The 15,757-nt window shown below is 68.2% G+C and carries 16 protein-coding genes and 1 tRNA gene; 13 read left to right on the top strand and 4 right to left on the bottom strand.

Annotation, left to right across the window (positions count from 1 at the left end; all coding sequences use genetic code 11):
* Positions 1-120 precede the first annotated feature (120 nt).
* A tRNA-Met gene (locus tag ACFWSK_RS27105) sits at positions 121-194 on the bottom strand.
* A 63-nt stretch (positions 195-257) separates the two neighbouring features.
* Positions 258-1,394: a sulfite oxidase gene (locus ACFWSK_RS27110; RefSeq protein WP_383791312.1), complete on the bottom strand. Its 1,137-nt coding sequence runs from the start codon at positions 1,392-1,394 to the stop codon at positions 258-260.
* Between the two features lie 245 nt (positions 1,395-1,639).
* Here ACFWSK_RS27110 and ACFWSK_RS27115 point away from each other — a divergent pair, with 245 nt between their 5' ends.
* From ACFWSK_RS27115 to ACFWSK_RS27125, 3 genes are all read left to right on the top strand, one after another.
* The gene (locus tag ACFWSK_RS27115; RefSeq protein ID WP_383791314.1) at positions 1,640-3,019 is read left to right on the top strand and encodes an FAD-binding oxidoreductase; all 1,380 of its coding nucleotides are present in this window, start codon (positions 1,640-1,642) and stop codon (positions 3,017-3,019) included.
* 126 nt (positions 3,020-3,145) lie between these two features.
* Positions 3,146-3,376 carry a hypothetical protein gene (locus ACFWSK_RS27120; protein ID WP_383791317.1) on the top strand — a complete coding sequence of 77 codons (231 nt, stop codon included), beginning with the start codon at positions 3,146-3,148 and terminating at the stop codon, positions 3,374-3,376.
* Positions 3,377-3,383: 7 nt separating this feature from the next.
* Positions 3,384-3,560 carry a hypothetical protein gene (locus tag ACFWSK_RS27125; protein WP_383791320.1) on the top strand — a complete coding sequence of 59 codons (177 nt, stop codon included), beginning with the start codon at positions 3,384-3,386 and terminating at the stop codon, positions 3,558-3,560.
* A gap of 398 nt (positions 3,561-3,958) precedes the next feature.
* Here the strand turns inward: ACFWSK_RS27125 and xerC are convergent, their stop codons facing one another.
* Both xerC and ACFWSK_RS27135 read right to left on the bottom strand, forming a co-directional pair.
* Complete coding sequence (gene xerC, locus ACFWSK_RS27130; RefSeq protein WP_383791322.1) at positions 3,959-5,500, bottom strand: tyrosine recombinase XerC; 1,542 nt, start codon at positions 5,498-5,500, stop codon at positions 3,959-3,961.
* Between the two features lie 26 nt (positions 5,501-5,526).
* Complete coding sequence (locus tag ACFWSK_RS27135) at positions 5,527-6,366, bottom strand: helix-turn-helix domain-containing protein (protein ID WP_383791325.1); 840 nt, start codon at positions 6,364-6,366, stop codon at positions 5,527-5,529.
* A gap of 257 nt (positions 6,367-6,623) precedes the next feature.
* Here ACFWSK_RS27135 and ACFWSK_RS27140 point away from each other — a divergent pair, with 257 nt between their 5' ends.
* The 10 genes from ACFWSK_RS27140 to ACFWSK_RS27185 all read left to right on the top strand — a co-directional run bounded on the left by ACFWSK_RS27140 (position 6,624) and on the right by ACFWSK_RS27185 (position 15,710).
* Entirely contained in the window at positions 6,624-6,923 is a 300-nt protein-coding gene (locus ACFWSK_RS27140; RefSeq protein WP_383791326.1) for an integrase, read from the top strand.
* A 23-nt stretch (positions 6,924-6,946) separates the two neighbouring features.
* Positions 6,947-7,414: a DUF6907 domain-containing protein gene (locus ACFWSK_RS27145; protein WP_383791329.1), complete on the top strand. Its 468-nt coding sequence runs from the start codon at positions 6,947-6,949 to the stop codon at positions 7,412-7,414.
* Complete coding sequence (locus tag ACFWSK_RS27150) at positions 7,411-7,776, top strand: hypothetical protein (RefSeq protein WP_383791331.1); 366 nt, start codon at positions 7,411-7,413, stop codon at positions 7,774-7,776. Before ACFWSK_RS27145 ends, ACFWSK_RS27150 begins: the two co-directional genes overlap by 4 nt.
* Positions 7,773-10,775, top strand: a complete 3,003-nt coding sequence (locus ACFWSK_RS27155) for a DUF927 domain-containing protein (protein WP_383791333.1) — start codon at positions 7,773-7,775, stop codon at positions 10,773-10,775. Before ACFWSK_RS27150 ends, ACFWSK_RS27155 begins: the two co-directional genes overlap by 4 nt.
* Before the next feature lie 332 nt (positions 10,776-11,107).
* Entirely contained in the window at positions 11,108-12,715 is a 1,608-nt protein-coding gene (locus tag ACFWSK_RS27160) for a DEAD/DEAH box helicase (protein ID WP_383791336.1), read from the top strand.
* 35 nt (positions 12,716-12,750) lie between these two features.
* Positions 12,751-13,443: a hypothetical protein gene (locus ACFWSK_RS27165; RefSeq protein ID WP_383791339.1), complete on the top strand. Its 693-nt coding sequence runs from the start codon at positions 12,751-12,753 to the stop codon at positions 13,441-13,443.
* Entirely contained in the window at positions 13,443-13,985 is a 543-nt protein-coding gene (locus ACFWSK_RS27170; protein ID WP_383791342.1) for a hypothetical protein, read from the top strand. Before ACFWSK_RS27165 ends, ACFWSK_RS27170 begins: the two co-directional genes overlap by 1 nt.
* A complete protein-coding gene (locus ACFWSK_RS27175) occupies positions 13,982-14,230 on the top strand; it encodes a hypothetical protein (protein ID WP_383791344.1) in 249 nt (82 codons plus the stop codon). The genes ACFWSK_RS27170 and ACFWSK_RS27175 overlap by 4 nt, the downstream gene beginning before the upstream one ends.
* Positions 14,227-15,069 carry a hypothetical protein gene (locus ACFWSK_RS27180; RefSeq protein WP_383791346.1) on the top strand — a complete coding sequence of 281 codons (843 nt, stop codon included), beginning with the start codon at positions 14,227-14,229 and terminating at the stop codon, positions 15,067-15,069. The genes ACFWSK_RS27175 and ACFWSK_RS27180 overlap by 4 nt, the downstream gene beginning before the upstream one ends.
* Positions 15,066-15,710 carry a hypothetical protein gene (locus tag ACFWSK_RS27185; RefSeq protein WP_383791349.1) on the top strand — a complete coding sequence of 215 codons (645 nt, stop codon included), beginning with the start codon at positions 15,066-15,068 and terminating at the stop codon, positions 15,708-15,710. Before ACFWSK_RS27180 ends, ACFWSK_RS27185 begins: the two co-directional genes overlap by 4 nt.
* Positions 15,711-15,757: the final 47 nt, after the last annotated feature.

The raw sequence follows: 15,757 nt of genomic DNA on the forward strand, positions 1-15,757 counted from the left end.
ACAAGTGCGGGCGGGATCATCACGCCATGTCATCGGCCGAGTGGGCCGTTGTGGGTCCGTCGGACCCGGAAATCGACTCGGGCCCGGCACGCTGTGTGCGTACCGGGCCCGGTCCTTCAGTAGCGGGGACAGGATTTGAACCTGCGACCTCTGGGTTATGAGCCCAGCGAGCTACCGAGCTGCTCCACCCCGCGTCGTGAACACAACTCTACGGCATCCCAGACGTACTCATGACCACTCCTCGCACCGGAGGCCGGTCAGCCCTCTTCAGGAGCGCAGAGGACGGAGATCCGCTGGACGTGGTTGCTGCCGAAACCGCCGCGGTTCCAGCGCTGCACGACGGGCTGGGTGCTGCCCGATGCATCGGTCGCGCGCACGCCGAGCACATGGCTGCCGGGGGTCGCCGTCCAGTGCGCCTGCCAGCCCCGCCATGCCCAGGTGTGCGCGTCGCTCTCCTCCGGCGTGCGGAGTACGGCGTCGCTCCACGCCCGGCAGCCGTCCGTGCTCACCTCGACCCGTACGACGGGGGCGCGCCCGGACCAGGCGCGGCCTTCCAGGAGCACCGCTCCGGGCCGTACGACACGGGTCCGCGACATGAAGTCCGGGAAGCCCGGCGGGATCATCAGCGCCCGGGGAGCGATCCGGGTGACGGGTTCGCCGGGCTCCTCGGCCTCCTGCCGGTAGCGGTAGGCCACCGCCTGCTGGAATCCGGTGAACGGGGTGGCCGTGAGGGTGATCCGGCGCAGCCACTTCACGGATGCCATGCCGTACCAGCCGGGCACCACCAGCCGCACCGGAAAGCCGTGCTGGGGCGGCAGCGGCGCGCCGTTCATGGCGTACGCCACCAGCACCTCCGGGTCGCGTCCCTCGGCCACGTCCAGCGGCAGGCTCCGCCGGTAGTCCTGCTCGACGCCGCGCTCCACTCCGTGGTCGGCGCCGCCGAAGACGGCCTCGACGGCGTCCGCCTCGACGCCCGCATCGGCGAGCAGCAGCCGCAGGGGCACACCGGTCCACTCGGCCGTGCCGACCGCCTCGACCAGCCACGGCTGGCTCACGGGCCTGGGCGAGAGCCCGGCACGGCCGTTGCCCGCGCACTCCATCGTCACCCGGTGCGTGACGGCCGGGAACGACCGCAGGGCCGCCGGGTCCAGCGTGAGCGGGGTCCGGACCCCGCCGTCGACGGAGAGCCGCCAGTCCTCGGCCCGGGCGGCGGGGATGTCGTAGTGGACGAGTACGTAGTGGAGACCGGGCGGCGTGACCTCGTACCGCAGGGCCTCCAGCGGGAGGCCGTGGTTACGGGCCGCGAGCGCCAGCTCCTCCGGGGTGATGCCCTCGGCCGGCCCGGCGAGCCGCCCGGGCGGGCTGATGCCGTCGAGGTGTCCGTCCCCGTCCATGACTTCATGGTCCTCCCGAGTCCGGAGTCCGGCCTTCCGGCACCCGTGGACCGACGGCCCGCACCCCCTTCAGAGGCCGGATTGCGCGGCAGTCCGACCGGCGGGACGCTTGAAGCACTGCCCCGCGACGCCGGTCCGCCTGTGACGCGCGGGGCCCCGAAGCGTCGGTGTGAACCGGCCACCGACCCGAGGCAGAAGGAGACGGACCGGTGCGTCGCGGTCCGCGTCCCTGCGAGGAGACGGCTATGGACGGCACCACATTCGAAGCGATGGCGACCGCGCTGCGCGGCCCGGTCATCGGCCCCCTGGACCCGGAGTACGGGCAGGCCCGCACCCTCTACAACGCCATGACCGACAAGCGGCCGGCGGCGATCGTGCGGTGCAGGGACACGGCCGACGTCATGGCCGCGGTCGACTTCGTCCGCGACAACGGGCTCGAACTCGCCGTCCGGGGCGGCGGGCACAGCGGCCCGGGCCTGTGCCTCGTCGAGGACGGTGTCACGATCGACCTCTCGCCGATGCGCGGGGTGCGGGTCGACCCTGCCACGAGAACGGCCAGGGTCGACGGAGGCGCGCAGCTCGGCGACCTCGATCACGCCGCGCACGGCTTCGGCCTGGCGACCCCGGCGGGGATCATGTCGACGACGGGCGTCGGGGGGCTCACCCTCGGCGGCGGACACGGCTACCTCACCCGCAAGTACGGCCTGACCGTGGACAGTCTGGTGTCCGCCGACGTGGTCCTCGCGGACGGCAGCTTCGTCACGGCGAGCGAGAACGAGAACCCGGACCTGTTCTGGGCGCTGCGCGGCGGCGGCGGGAACTTCGGCGTCGTCACCTCGTTCGAATTTCGGCTGCATCCGGTGGGCACCGTGGGCATGGGGATCACCGTGTGGCCGTTGGACATGATCGGTGAAGTGCTGCGCTGGTACCGCGAGTTCATGCCGCAGGCTTCCGACGACGTGTACGGCTTCTTCGCGTCGCTGACCGTTCCTCCGGCACCGCCGTTCCCGGAGGAGATCCAGGGCCAGAAGATGTGCGGGGTCGTGTGGTGCTTCACGGGGGACCCGGCCGGAGTGGAGGAAGCCCTGTCGGTGGTCAACGACCCCGGCCCGCCCGCCTTCCACTTCACCTCGCCGATGCCCTACCCGGCGCTCCAGACCCTGTTCGACGAGCTCATCCCCAAGGGCCTGCAGTGGTACTGGCGGGGAGACTTCTTCGACCGGATCACGGACGAGGCCATCGATGTGCACGCCCGGTACGCGGAGAGCCTGCCCACCGGCCTGTCGACGATGCACCTCTACCCGGTCGACGCGGCGGCGGCCAGGGTCGGCCCGGACGACACCGCGTGGGCCTACCGGGACGCCGTCTGGTCGGGCGTCATCGCCGGCATCGACCCGGACCCGTCCAACGCGTTGGCGGTCACCCAGTGGAGCACCGACTACTGGGAGGAGCTCCACCCGCACTCCATGGGCGGCGCGTACGTGAACTTCATCGGCGCGGGCGAGGGCCGGGAGCGCGTCCGGACCACCTACCGCGGCCACTTCGACAGGCTCGCCGACGTCAAGAAGACGTACGACCCCGACAACCTGTTCCACGCCAACCAGAACATCGCACCGACGGCATGACCGTCAGCCCACCCCTCCCTGCGTGACCCGTCCGGGTGCATGGAGAGCCAAGTAACCTACCAGATCACCCCTGTTGCCCGAGAATGTCTCCCTTGTCACGCCGTCACGTGCAGCCCCGGGGAGACCATGCGTACCCGTACGACCGCCACCGCCATCGCAGCACTGGGAGCGACGCTCCTGCTCGCGGCTCTCACCGCCTGCACGCAGTCCGAAGCGGAGGTGCGGGCCACGTGCGAGAGAGCACTGGACAACCACTCGACGCTCAGCAACCGGCCCAAGGCATGCCAGGACGTGCCCGACGAGTCCTACCGCACCCTGCTGCTGGTCTACGACCTGAAGGCGGAGGGCCTCGACTAGGCGGCCCATGACGGGCCTCGGCCTCGACACGCACTGCGTCGTCACGCCCGAACTGAACGAGCCCGTGGTCGAGGCCGTACTCCGCGCACCGGCCGAGGACATCGCCAGGATGAGTCGCGAGGTCTGCACCCGCCTCCTCGCCTACGGCCGCCCCACGGCACTGCCGTCGCGGGTGGACCTGTAGCCCGGATGTAGCCCGGATCGGACCCACGTCTCACACAGAAGCGCCCCGCCCGGTCGGAACCGGGCGGGGCGCTTCACCACGGGCCAGGAGCCGAAACCCCTTCCCTGCATCGCGTAGGCCGTGTGGGACTCGAACCCACAACCAACGGATTAAAAGTCAGATGAGGTACTAGACCGGTCCGTTCCGGCTCGTGTCAGCCCGTGCCGCGTCCTGACTAAGTTACCTGCTCAGCCCCCATGTTGGCGGTGGGGCGATTCGCTCGTCATGCCGCTTCGTGCCGGATCGTGTCGGCTAATTACGGGGCGTCCGGTGGAGCATCGGTGGAGCAGAAAGGCCCCGCCACCTGGGGTGACGGGGCCTCGCACGTTCGACTCTCATCATACCGCGCCAGGCCAACATCACGCCGGGCTGACGGCTGACTCGTCCGACTTCCTGGCGCGCGGCACCACAGCCGCCGCGTTCTCCGCGATCTCCAAGTCGACCTCCTTCAACAGCGAGGTGTACGTGTCGCCGGCCAGCTTGATGGACGACTGCCGCAGCGTCTCCTTGATGGCGTGCAGGTCACCGCCGCCCGCGTGGATGAGGGTGGCCGCGCAGTGCCGCAGGTCCCGCAGGTTGATAGGCGGCAGGCCGACCATCTCGTACAGACGCCGGAACTCCTTGGAGACGACGTCGGGGTGCAGCCACTGCCCCAGCTCCGTCGTGAAGACCTTGCCGGTCTCCACCCACTTCTCCCCTGCCACTTCCCTCTCGGCCGCCTGGCGGGCCTGGTGCTCGCGCAGTGCCTGCACCGTCGCCCTGTCCAGTCCGATGGTGCCCGCGCTGCCGTCCGTCTTCGGGTCCGACTCCACCGGCGTCCACCCGTCGACGATGATCTCCTTCGCGACGGTGAGTTCCTGCCCCTCGAAGTCGACGTTCACCCAGTCCTGCCCCACACCCTCACCGCGGCGTAGCCCACGGAACGCGATGAGGTGGAAGTAGGCGTACAGCCGGTGCCCCTCGGCGGCGTCGAGGAACTGGCCGATCTGGGCGGGCGTCCACACCATCACCCCGGACGGCTTCTCGCCTGTCTTCTGCCAGTGCGCCACGTGCCGGTCCGCCCAGAGCACCGCCTTCGGGCGCTTCCCCGAGGCCAGCTCTACGTGGGAGGCGGCGTTGAAGGTGATGAGCTGTGCGGAGATCGCACCGTTCAGCGCGGCCCGCAGCGTCGAGCGGATCCTCTGCTTCGTGGCCGGTCCCGTGAGCTTACGGAACGGGGGCATCTCGGCGAGCTTTGCCCGCTCGGCTGCCAGTTGCTCGCGCTCGGCCGCCTTCGGGGCACCGGGCTTGCCGCGCGAGCACCGTGCGATCTGCTCTCGGCGGGCGTGGTTCTCGGCGAGGATCACGTCGTTGTCGTCGTCGATCGAGTCGAACAGATCTTGTGCGTGGCCGACGTTGAACCGGTCGAGCCGGTGGTGTCCGATGCGCGGCTTCAGGTGAACGCGGATGTGGGACTCGTATCCGCCGGTGGTCTTCTTCCGTGTCTTCTTCTTCGCGACCCAGGTGTCGAGCCACTCGCCGACGGTCGTGGATCCGTTGAGCGGTACGCCGGCGCCGATCCTGCGGGACACCTCGGTCGGTTCGGGAATCGGGCCGCGGGTCGTCATCAGCTGGGCGAGCAGGTCACCGATACGGCGCTGCGCGTCTTCGTCGTCCGGGGCCAGGTCGAGCAGGGCCTGGATGCGGGAGAGGTCGTTCTGCGCGTCCTTAGCCGTGTCGTACCCAGTGCGCTGGAACTGACGGCGCGTGCCCTCGGCAGTGGGCGGGATCTCCTGAGAAACCCGGTGCCGGCCGTGTGCACGCTTTGACAGCTGTGGACAGGCTGCACCCAGCCGCTTCCCATCCGGGCCACGGCACTCGCAGCGTTTGCTGATTCCACCCGCACGACGCGATGCAGCCATGAGCCCTCCCCTGCTTCTTTCCCTCTCTATTCTGCCCGCTCATTCTCGGCTTCTGCGTCCCTATGTGCTACCAGCCTCTCTTCTGTTTTCCGGACCTCTGCGGCCAAGCGCTCCCACTCCTCCTCTGCCCACTCCGCGGCCATCTTTTGCCGCCTGTCGTAGTACGGCACGTTCGCCCGTTTCGCCTGCACATGAGGTAGTGCGAGGGCCTCGGCCGCCGGCATACCAATCTCCTGCAACGTCTCCGCTACTTCATCCGCGATCTCGGCCTGACCAGCGAGAACGCTAAGCGCTGTTCCATCCTTCACGCCCAGATAGGCAGAGGTGTGCACCAGCTTCAGGCCCGCGTCGAACTGCTCCTTAAGGGCTTCTTGGAACAAGCGCTCAGCTTCATCTGCCGCATGAATGGCGCGCTGGTAGCGAAGCCTGGCTGCGAGCACCTTCATGCTGCGCTCGTCAGTTCCCATCTGATCTGAGAAGAAATCGAAATACTCGACCCCTAGGGCTTCCGCCAGGTCGAACATCTCGTTCACGCGCCACGGCCGTTCCCCGCGTTCGATCTTGGCGAGCTGCGATTGGCTGAGCCGACTTCGACCAGGCAATTCAGCAAGCTTGTCGCATACCTGCTGCTGAGACAGCTTCAGTACCTGCCGAATGCGGCGCAGGTTCCAACTGGCAAGTGTCTCGCTATCGACATCGTCGCCAAGCTGGCCAGTCACGGCGTTCTCGTATGGGTCTTTTGGATCAAGGACCTCGTCAACGGCGTTCTCGACCGCGGCCGAGCGTCGCACCGCGGATGACGTGCGCTCCGCAGCCGCCTGATGACGCGCCTCCACCTCTTCGGACCCAGCGTCATAGTTCGTCATGGACTGAACTTAGCAGCCCCCTAGCTACTTGGCACGAGGGCGGGCCGAGGGGGCATCGTCGCGACACAGTCCGACACGGACTAGCGATCTCTATCCGTAAGCGACTTGACACGGGCGTTTACGGGCGTATCTTCGAGTCAAGTCCCACAGCGCACGAGAACTTCGGCGGCCTGAGACTGATCTGAACGGATCTGAAGTGATGTGAAGCGATCCGAGCTGATGCACAGCAGGCGACTCCTTCGACCCAAGTGAGAACGATGAGCGAAGAGACCACCCACCAGCCCCAGGGCCGCGGTATGCAGCTCGCCGAATTGCTCGGGCTGCCCGTGGCAATCGACCTGGACACCGCCAACCGAGCCCTGCTCATTGGGCGCACCAAGGGATTCCAGCTCGCCAAGACCGGCGACTATCCCGTGCCGGTGATGCGAGTGGGGCGGACGTACCGAGTGTCCCGGGCCGCACTGCTCCGGAGTCTCGGAGTGGAGCCCGAAATCAGCGAAGCCGCCGCAGCGCGAACTGCGACGGCTTCGAGCGAACCGACCAACCAGACCCCGTGAAGAGCAGAGAGGGCCGATTCCCCATGAGTATCTCAGACGGCACCGACATCCCGCAGGCGATCACCGCGAGCCCGGCCAAAGAATCTCGAAGCTGGACCTTCACCAACCGCGACACCGGCCAGCCGGTGAGCTTCACCTGCATGACCGGCTGCGCCTTCGACCACGCCGGCGAAGCCCGCAAGCACATCGACCCCTCCGACATCTGGTGCCAGACCGAACGCACCGACGTCACCCTGCCGATCAACGAGAACGGAACCCCCGAAGAGTTCCGGATCCTCGGCATCACCCTGAACGTCCGGCCCTGGGACGAGGCGATGGCCCAGCGCCTGCCGCACGCCTCGGTCGAAGTCATCGACGACTGCTGGATCGAAGGACTCGACCCCGACGCCCTCGCCCTGGTCATCGACACGCTCGCCGACCGCGTGAACGTCCTCCGCGACTCCCACGCCCAGCTCGTCAAGCTGCGCGCCGACTACCAGGCCCGCCCGTGACCGAGACGACCATCACCGCGGCGGCCCAGGACACCACCCTGGGTCGCCCGGCCCCGGGCTGTCTCATCCCCGGCTGCGACGGCCAGTGGCACTACGACGACACCTGCTCCAACGAACTCGGCGAAATCACCTTCGACGACGGCGGCGCCGTGCCCGTCGAGTACGTCGCGATCACCGGACACCAGCCGTACATCGTCGCCTTCGGCTACGAGCACCACAGCGTGAACCTGCGCCGCCAGATGACCAGCCCCGAGCAGGTCCGCGACTTCGCCCAACAACTGCGCGACCTCGCCACCAGCCTCGACACCGCCGCCAACCACCTCGCCGCCCAGGCCCCTGGAGAAGAGAGCACCGGTTCGTGAAACGCAACACCGAGCCGCTGACAGCCGACCCGCAGATCATGCGGGACTGGGTCACCAAGCACTTCGGCGCGACACCGCCCGGACTCCTCGCCGTCTGCTCCACACGGAACTTCGCCGGCATCCGCACCGCTGACATCGGCAACCTCGTCGAGTGGGCCATGGCCGAGGACCGCGCTGGCGCCGAGGGCATCTACGTCCGCGTCACCACGATCGCGCCCGGCTCCGTCACGAGCGGGCGCGGCAAAGCGGCGGACTCCCATGCACTCCTCGACATGTGGTCCGACCTCGACTTCGGCAGCGACGGCCACGCGACCACCGGGCTACCCAAGGATGCGGACGAGGCTGCCGACATCCCGGCCGTAGCCGGCCTCCCCGCCGCTACACAGACCCACCACAGTGGCGGCGGCCTGTACAAGCGGTGGAACCTCACCGTCCCCGCCGTCATCGGCGAAGACATCGACCTCGCCGCCGCCGCCCAGCTCGCCGCCGACTGGCAGAACATCCTGCTCCTCGGCGCAAAGAAGATGGGCGTCGACTACGGGGCCGGGGTCAAGGACCTGGCACGGGTACTGCGCCTGCCGGGCACCATCAACCGCAAGGCCGGGCGGACCCAAGTCATGTGCCGGGTGCTGGAAGCCAGCGGCCCGAGCTACACCCTCGAGGAACTCCTTGAGATCGCCGACGCCCTCAAGCCGAAACCGAAGCCGGCGCCAGTCCGGGTCGCGCCGACGCCGCGCCCCGCTGCCGGACACAAGTCGCGCAATGACGGCCCCGGGCCCATCGAGATCCTCGGCAACCACCCGTGTTGCGGCGAGATCCTCTCCTACGTCGGTTGCACCTACCACCAGCAGGAACCCGGCAGCTGCTCTTACTGCGGCGGCGACTGCCAGCAGTGGCTGCGGCCCGGCTGGTCCACCGGCGCATCCACAACCGGCGTGTCCGTTCACAAGGGCGGCGCCGCCGTCACCGTGCGGACCGACAACTTCCCCGGCTTCGACCCCGGGTCGCTGAACCAAGTCCTCTCCCCGCCCATGCTGTTCGCTGCCCTCCACCACGGCGGGGACCTGTCCGCTGCGGCCGCCGACATTAGGCATGCCGCCAACGACACATCCCAGGCGACGTCAGCAGCCCGCGCCCTACCAGCTGAAGTGCTGGAAGAAGTCCGGGCCACGTCACGGACCGGAAGGGGTCAGCACTTGCGTCCCGTACCCGCCCCCCGCCCGGCACCGCCCATCGACGGGGCCAATGCCCTGCAATACGCGGAACCCGAAGAGCAGGCGCAACCGGTCGACGATGTCCCGCCCGCACCCGAGGTTGGCTTCGACCTGGCGGAGGTCTTCAACCTGCCGGGTGTCAAGGCCCACAAGAACTACAAGGTCGACAGCAGAGGCGTGTTCATGCGGCGCCCCGGCAAGGGCGAGGAGCCTGACACCTGGATCCGCATCACGTTCGCACCCATCGTCGTTACCTGTTCCTACGTCGACAGCGACGGCGAGCAGCTGGTCGAGCTGGCCTGGACCGACCGCGGCAAGGTCGTTGCCAAGCCCGTACCCCGCGACGTCGCCAAGCGGGGACGCGAACTCATCAAGTACCTCGGGTCCGCCGGACTGCCCGCCATCGAGGCCGACGCCCGCCCCCTCGAACGGTGGCTCGCCGAGTTCGAGGTCGAGAACCTCGGCGTCATCCCGCACGAGGCGATGGCCCGCAACCTGGGTTGGCAGCGCGACGGCCAGTTCGTTGCTGCACCCGACAAGGGCGTCAAGCTCGAAGTGAAGTACGACGAGCAGCGCGTACCCTCCACCGCCTACGGCGCAGTCGGAACTTTCGAGGACTGGCGCACGGCGATGGGCCGCCTGGAGAACTACACCGTCCCCAGGATCATCATCGCCGCGTCCCTTGCCGCCCCTCTCCTGAAGCCCCTGGATGTCCGGTCCTTCACCGTCGACATCTCCTCGCGCTCCACCAAGGGCAAGACCACCGCCCTCCAGTGCGGGTGCAGCGTCTGGGCCAACCCGAGCGAGGATGCGCCCGCCATCTCCAACTGGCGCGGCACTGCCTTCGCCATCGAGAAGCGGCTCAATCTCGTGCGCGGCCTGCCCACCTTCCTCGACGAGACCATGTCCGTATCCGACGAGACGATCATCGACTACGTGCTGTACCAGCTGCCGATGAATCAGGGCAAGGACCGCAGCGGTGGGTACGCCGGAGCTCTCCCCTGGGAGACGATCCTGATGTCCACCGGGGAGCGGACGATCCTTTCCTACACCCGGAACCAGGGAGCCGCGGGCCGCGCGCTGTGCACCACCGAGGCGCCGTTCGGGAACAACGGCGGACCGACAGCAGTCAGCACCCGCGACGCCGTCCTGCAGAACTACGGGCACGCCGGCCCCGCCTTCGTCGAACTGGTCCGCAAAGGACTGGCACGTGAAGGAGGGCGGGAGCGGCTGAGGCTGAGGCACAAGGAACTCACGGAGCAGTTCCGCGGTGACAACGACATGACGGGCCGCCGCGCCCCCATGGTCGCCGCCCTCGCCCTGGCCGAGGCCATGGCCTGCGAGACCGGGGTCCTGCCCTACGATCCGCTACCGGTCGCCACTTGGCAGCGGGTGTTCACCTCCGCCAACGCCACCGACAACCAGGCCGAGATGGCGATGGACGTCGTCCGCGAGTACCTGGCCGCTCACGACTTCGAACTGTGGCCCGGTGGCATGGACCAGCGGCCGCCCCTGCGCGGCTGGCTGGGTGCCGTGAAGACGACGGACACCGAGACCCGCATCGCCGTCCTGCCGGAACGCCTCCGCGGCATCCTCGACGACGCCGGATACAAGCTCGACGCGGTCGTCGACACCTGGGCCGACGCCGGATACCTGGCCTCCGCCGTCGACAAGAAGAAGATCACGTACCGCATCGTCACGCGATTCGACGGACGCACCGCCCGCTGCTTCCAGTTCACACCACTGGCACTGGGAGAGACGAGCGATCAGCAGGCGATGGTATGAACCATCGCAAAGCGGACCGCGTTACGCCCGACACCGTAACGCCCGAGAGGCCATCTTTCCGCAGGTCAAGCGGCCTGCGCAGGCGAGGCGTTACGCGTTACGCAACCTGGCAGAACGTACACCTTCCCTCCGCCGCGCGCAGGTGCGCGCGTGCGGGCGCGCACCTGCGCACACACAAGGGTGTGCCTCATCTAAGTAACTACGTAACAGAAGTAGAAGAGAAGAAGAAAGACCAGGTCAAACACCCTCTTCACCGTTACGCAGACCGTTACGCAGCCGCTACGCAGCGCGTAACACCCTCCCTTTCCAGCCGGACCGGACCGAGGTGACCCATGCCTGACACCCAGAGCTTCACCCCGCGCCCCTACCAGACCGAGGCGATCCAGGCGCTCACCACTGGCTGGCAGGGCACCACCAACCGCCTCGGCGTCGTCCTCCCTACCGGGGCCGGTAAGACCGTCGTCTTTTCCAACCTGATCCTCGACCGCCTCGCCACCCTCAACGGTCACCCTGCCCTCGTCATCGCCCACCGCGAGGAACTCCTCGTACAGGCTGCCGACAAGATCAAGGCCGTCTGCCCGGACCTGCGCGTAGGCATCGTTAAGGCCGAGAAGGACGATCACCGCGATGTCGACGTCATCGTCGCCAGCATCCAGACCCTGGCCGTCGAACGACGACGCAGAGCTATCCGCGACGTCGGCATGATCATCGTCGACGAATGCCACCACGCCGCCGCCAAGTCCTACATGACCGTCCTCGAGCACTTCGGCGCCTGGCGCGGCACCCCCGTCGCAGGCTTCACCGCCACCATGACCCGCCAAGGCGGCGGCCTCGCCGACGTCTGGCAGGAAGTCGTCTACACGCTCGACATCCTCAACATGATCAAGGGCGGGTACCTCTGCGACGTCACCGGCAAGCGCGTCGTCGTTGACGGCCTCGACCTGGACAAGGTCAAGTCCCGTGCCGGTGACCTGCAGGACGGGCAGCTGGGCCAGGCCCTCGACGACTCTGGAGCCGCAGACGTAGTCGCGGACGCCTACAAGGAGTTCGCCTCCGACCGGCCGGGCGTCGTCTTCACCCCGACTGTCGCCACCGCCCAGACCATGGCCGACGCCCTCAACGAAGCAGGCATCACCGCCGCCACCATCTGGGGCGACATGCCCCGGGACGCACGGACGACCGCCCTCAACTGGTACCGCGAAGGCAAAGTCCAGGTCCTTACAAACTGCATGGTCCTCACAGAAGGCTTCGACGCCCCTTGGACATCATGCGTGGTCATCGCCAGGCCCACAAAGTCCGCCGGCCTGTACTGCCAGATGGCGGGCCGCAGCCTGCGCCCCCACCCGGGCAAGGACAAGGCCCTCATCCTTGACGTGATGGGCGCCTCCACCAGGCACAAGCTCGCGTCCATCGTCGATCTCACCGGCAAGGAAGTCAGCGCCCCGAAGGAAGGGCAGTCGCTCGGCGAAGCCTCCGACGAGGACGACCTTGCAGCATCCATCGGCGAGGTCGAGTGGGAAGACGTCAATCTCTTCCACGAATCCCCGGTCCGCTGGCTGCAGACGGACGACGGACTGTGGTTCATCCCGATGAAGGCTGGCAGCTTTCTCTTCCTCGTCCGCGGCAGCGAACCGGGCGCCCACCGGCTGCGCTGCTGGGACCAGACCCGAGGCGTGCTCGCACCGGATGTGGACCGCGAGTACCCGCTCGCCGAGGCCATGGCCTGGCAAGAGACCCGTGCCCGCCAACTGGTGCCAGCCGTGTTCTTCGAGAGGGCGGCCCGCCATCGCGACGGGGTGCCGAGCGCGAAGCAGCGCGCGTGGTGCCGCTACAAGCGAGTCATCGTCCCGGCTGGCAGTACGGCCGGGGAGGTTTCGGACCTGATGGACATCTATGAAGCCAGCCGGGCGCTCCGTAGCTACACCCTGGTCGCAGCGTGACCAGCCAGCAAAGACAACCCCGGGAAGGAACTCCTATGGACGACGCCCCTCTCATCATCTGGGGCCGGTGCCGCAGCGGTAAGCGCTGGTTCTGGACGGCCCGGGAAGTCGACGGTACGGACACGCACGGCTGGGCCCCGAGCCGCGACAAAGCGGCCCGCCGGGCCAACGCAGCCGCCGTCAAGCTGGCCGCTGGCCGGTACGCCAACATCCGCATCCTGCACGGCGTCGCCGACGACAAGCTCAAGGCCCTTAACACGGCCAAGCGCAACGCGAAGCCGCCCACCGGCAACGAGGACACAGCAGCGAACGGCTACCTATACGCCATCGAGCCCGGCCACTACGACGCCAACGACCGCGAGTGGATCCACTCCAAGGTGATCCGCCTGCCCATCGTGAAGAAGACCCCGAAGCGCATCTACTACTCGCGCCCCGATGGGCCGTTCGACTTTGAACTCGGCTACGTCGACCGGCAGGCACTCGAAGGCCACGGTTCGGTCAGCTCCAGCCGGTACCGAGAGATCTTCGCCGAGCCTCCGAAGCTTGATCCGACAGTCGTTTTCCCGCAGCCGAAGACTCGGTACGCAGGGCCCGACATCAAACAGCTCAAGGCCGCCATGGCTGCCGCGCACCCCGACCGCGGCGGCACGGACGCCGAGTTCATCGCCGCGCACACCACGTACAAGCGGGCGCTCGCCCGCCACAACCGCATGAAGGAGTACGCCTGATGTCCGGAGAGACTGCCCGCCCGCTGGTCATCGGCCTGGATCTCAGTCTCACTTGCACCGGTGTCGCTGGTGCAGGGTGGGCCGACTACATCCGCCCGAAGACCCTCCGCGGTCACCCGCGCCTGCACCTGATCGTCGACGAGGTCACCTCCTTCATCAAGAAGGCCGACCTGGTCGTCATAGAGGGCCCGTCGTTCGGCGGCGGGGTTGCCCACCGGCACGAGGACCTGGCCGGGCTGCGCGTCATGGTCCGTCACGCCTGCTGGCGCCGGAGCATTCCCTACGCCCTCGTCCCGCCGTCCTGCCGCGCCCTGTACGCCGCAGGCAAGGGATCCGCACCCAAGGGCCTGGTCCGGGACGAGATCGCCGGCCGATACGGCATCGAGCTGGACGGTGTCGGCCGCTACGACATGGCCGACGCCTACGCCCTGCTCGCCATGGGCTTGGACCACCTCGGTACCCCGCTCGCCGCGGTGCCGGAGAAGAACGCCACCGGCCTGGCCGGGTGCCAGTGGCCCGACATGGAAGGACTTGCCGCATGAACGTGGTGACCGCCCTCATCTTGGGCACGGAGATCGGCGCCCTCGCGTTCTGCGCGGCGACCGTCATCGGCTGGAAACTCGGCGACCAGGCCGGCGGCCGTGACGCCCGGGCAGCAGTCCGCCGAGCCGCCGCGGACGGGTTCTACACGAGCTTCCTGGCGTACCGGCTGGGCCACCGGGCCGGTCTCCCGCTGCGGTTCGAGCAGCCCTCGTACATCGGCAGCCGGACTTGGGGGGACGCGTGAACAGCAACGAAAAGGGTTACGCCCAGACCGTAACCCTTGGCGGCGGGGTAGCCCCGGGATCCCAGGAAAACCCACCTGACCAGGCTTTTCCCCGGCAGCAGGAAGAAGGGTCCGGACTTGCTTCCCCGAAGGAAGCAAGTGAGGGGTACACGCTGACGTGTACCCCTGACGGTGACGTGATGGTGCACCTGCCGGAGATCACGTACCTGGACACGCAGCAGTGGGCCGTCGACGTCGGCCTCATGCCCGAGGCGCTCGTGCAGCTGCGCGACGCCATCGACACCCACCTGCGTTGCTCAGCAGACCACGCAGGTCCGGCCAACCGTAGGGATATCCCCACGGTTGCGACCGACAGCCTGTCGGTCACAAACGGCAACCGTGTCGATATCGACACGGTTGCGTCCGACAGAGTGACGTCCGGTCACTCAGTCGTGGCCGAGACGGTCACGACCTACTCCGGCAGGGAATCGACCCATCACCTAGTCGTGGGGCAGCAGCCCACAACTGTGAAGCAGCAGCCCACGGTTGTCTCCGTCAGCGCGACGGAGACAACCGTTGCTCAGCAGGCAACGGTTGCCCTGCGGGACCGCCTGCGTGTGGCGCTGCGCCGGCACATCGACCCGGACGACGACACCATGCCCGCCCTCGACTTTGAGGGGTTCGTCTGGGTGCCCGCCGACGAGGTGCTCGACGACCTGGTCAAGGCCATCGCGCCGCCGAGGAAGTATCCGCTCACCACCCACGCCTACGAGGGGTACGGCTCCCTGCACCCGTGCACCGCCGTCGGCTACGGCTCGATGTGCGGCAGCGCCGAGTGGGACCACATGGAGGAGCAGTGACCAGCTGCCTGCTGTGCGACCAGCCGGACGACACCGGAAGCATGATCTGTCCGGGCTGCACGAAGGCGACCAGGGTCCGACTGGAGGCCCTGCCCGTCCTGTATCGCGGGCTCGGTGCGCTGCTCGCCCCGGCGGGCGGTGTCGGCCAGGGTCGCTCCGGGAAGGGCGGCCCGGCTCCGATCCCTGTCTCCCTCGACGTCCTCGACGTCCGCGGGCCTGGGGGAATGGCGGGGCTGCTGGAGTCCTGGGTCGACGCGGTCCGCCACGACCGGGGCCGCCCCGAGCCTGAGCACACCGGAAGCCCCGAGGGCCGAGTCGAGCGGGCGTGCGGGGAACTGCTGGGGCACATGCCATGGATCGCTGTGTCGTGGCCGGAGGCCGGCGACTTCGCCCGCGAGATCCGGGAGCTGGCCCGGTCGGTGTCGACGATGATCCGGCCGCCCTCGCCCGACCGCGGGACCCGGGTCGGCAACTGCCAGTCGGTAGACGTGAGCGGTGCGATCTGTGGGGCGGTGCTGCGGCTGGCTCCGGGCGAGCAGGTCGTTCACTGCGGGTGGTGCGGGATGAATTGGCCGCCTGCCACGTGGGCTCAGCTGAAGACGTGGATCGATGAGGGCGCGGCGGCGCGCGATGCCGCCTGACACGCTGTCGCCACCCCCCTTGACAACTGTCGCCACCCCTGGCTACA

The sequence above is a fragment of the Streptomyces sp. NPDC058620 genome, from assembly GCF_042717135.1.
GTDB lineage: Bacteria > Actinomycetota > Actinomycetes > Streptomycetales > Streptomycetaceae > Streptomyces.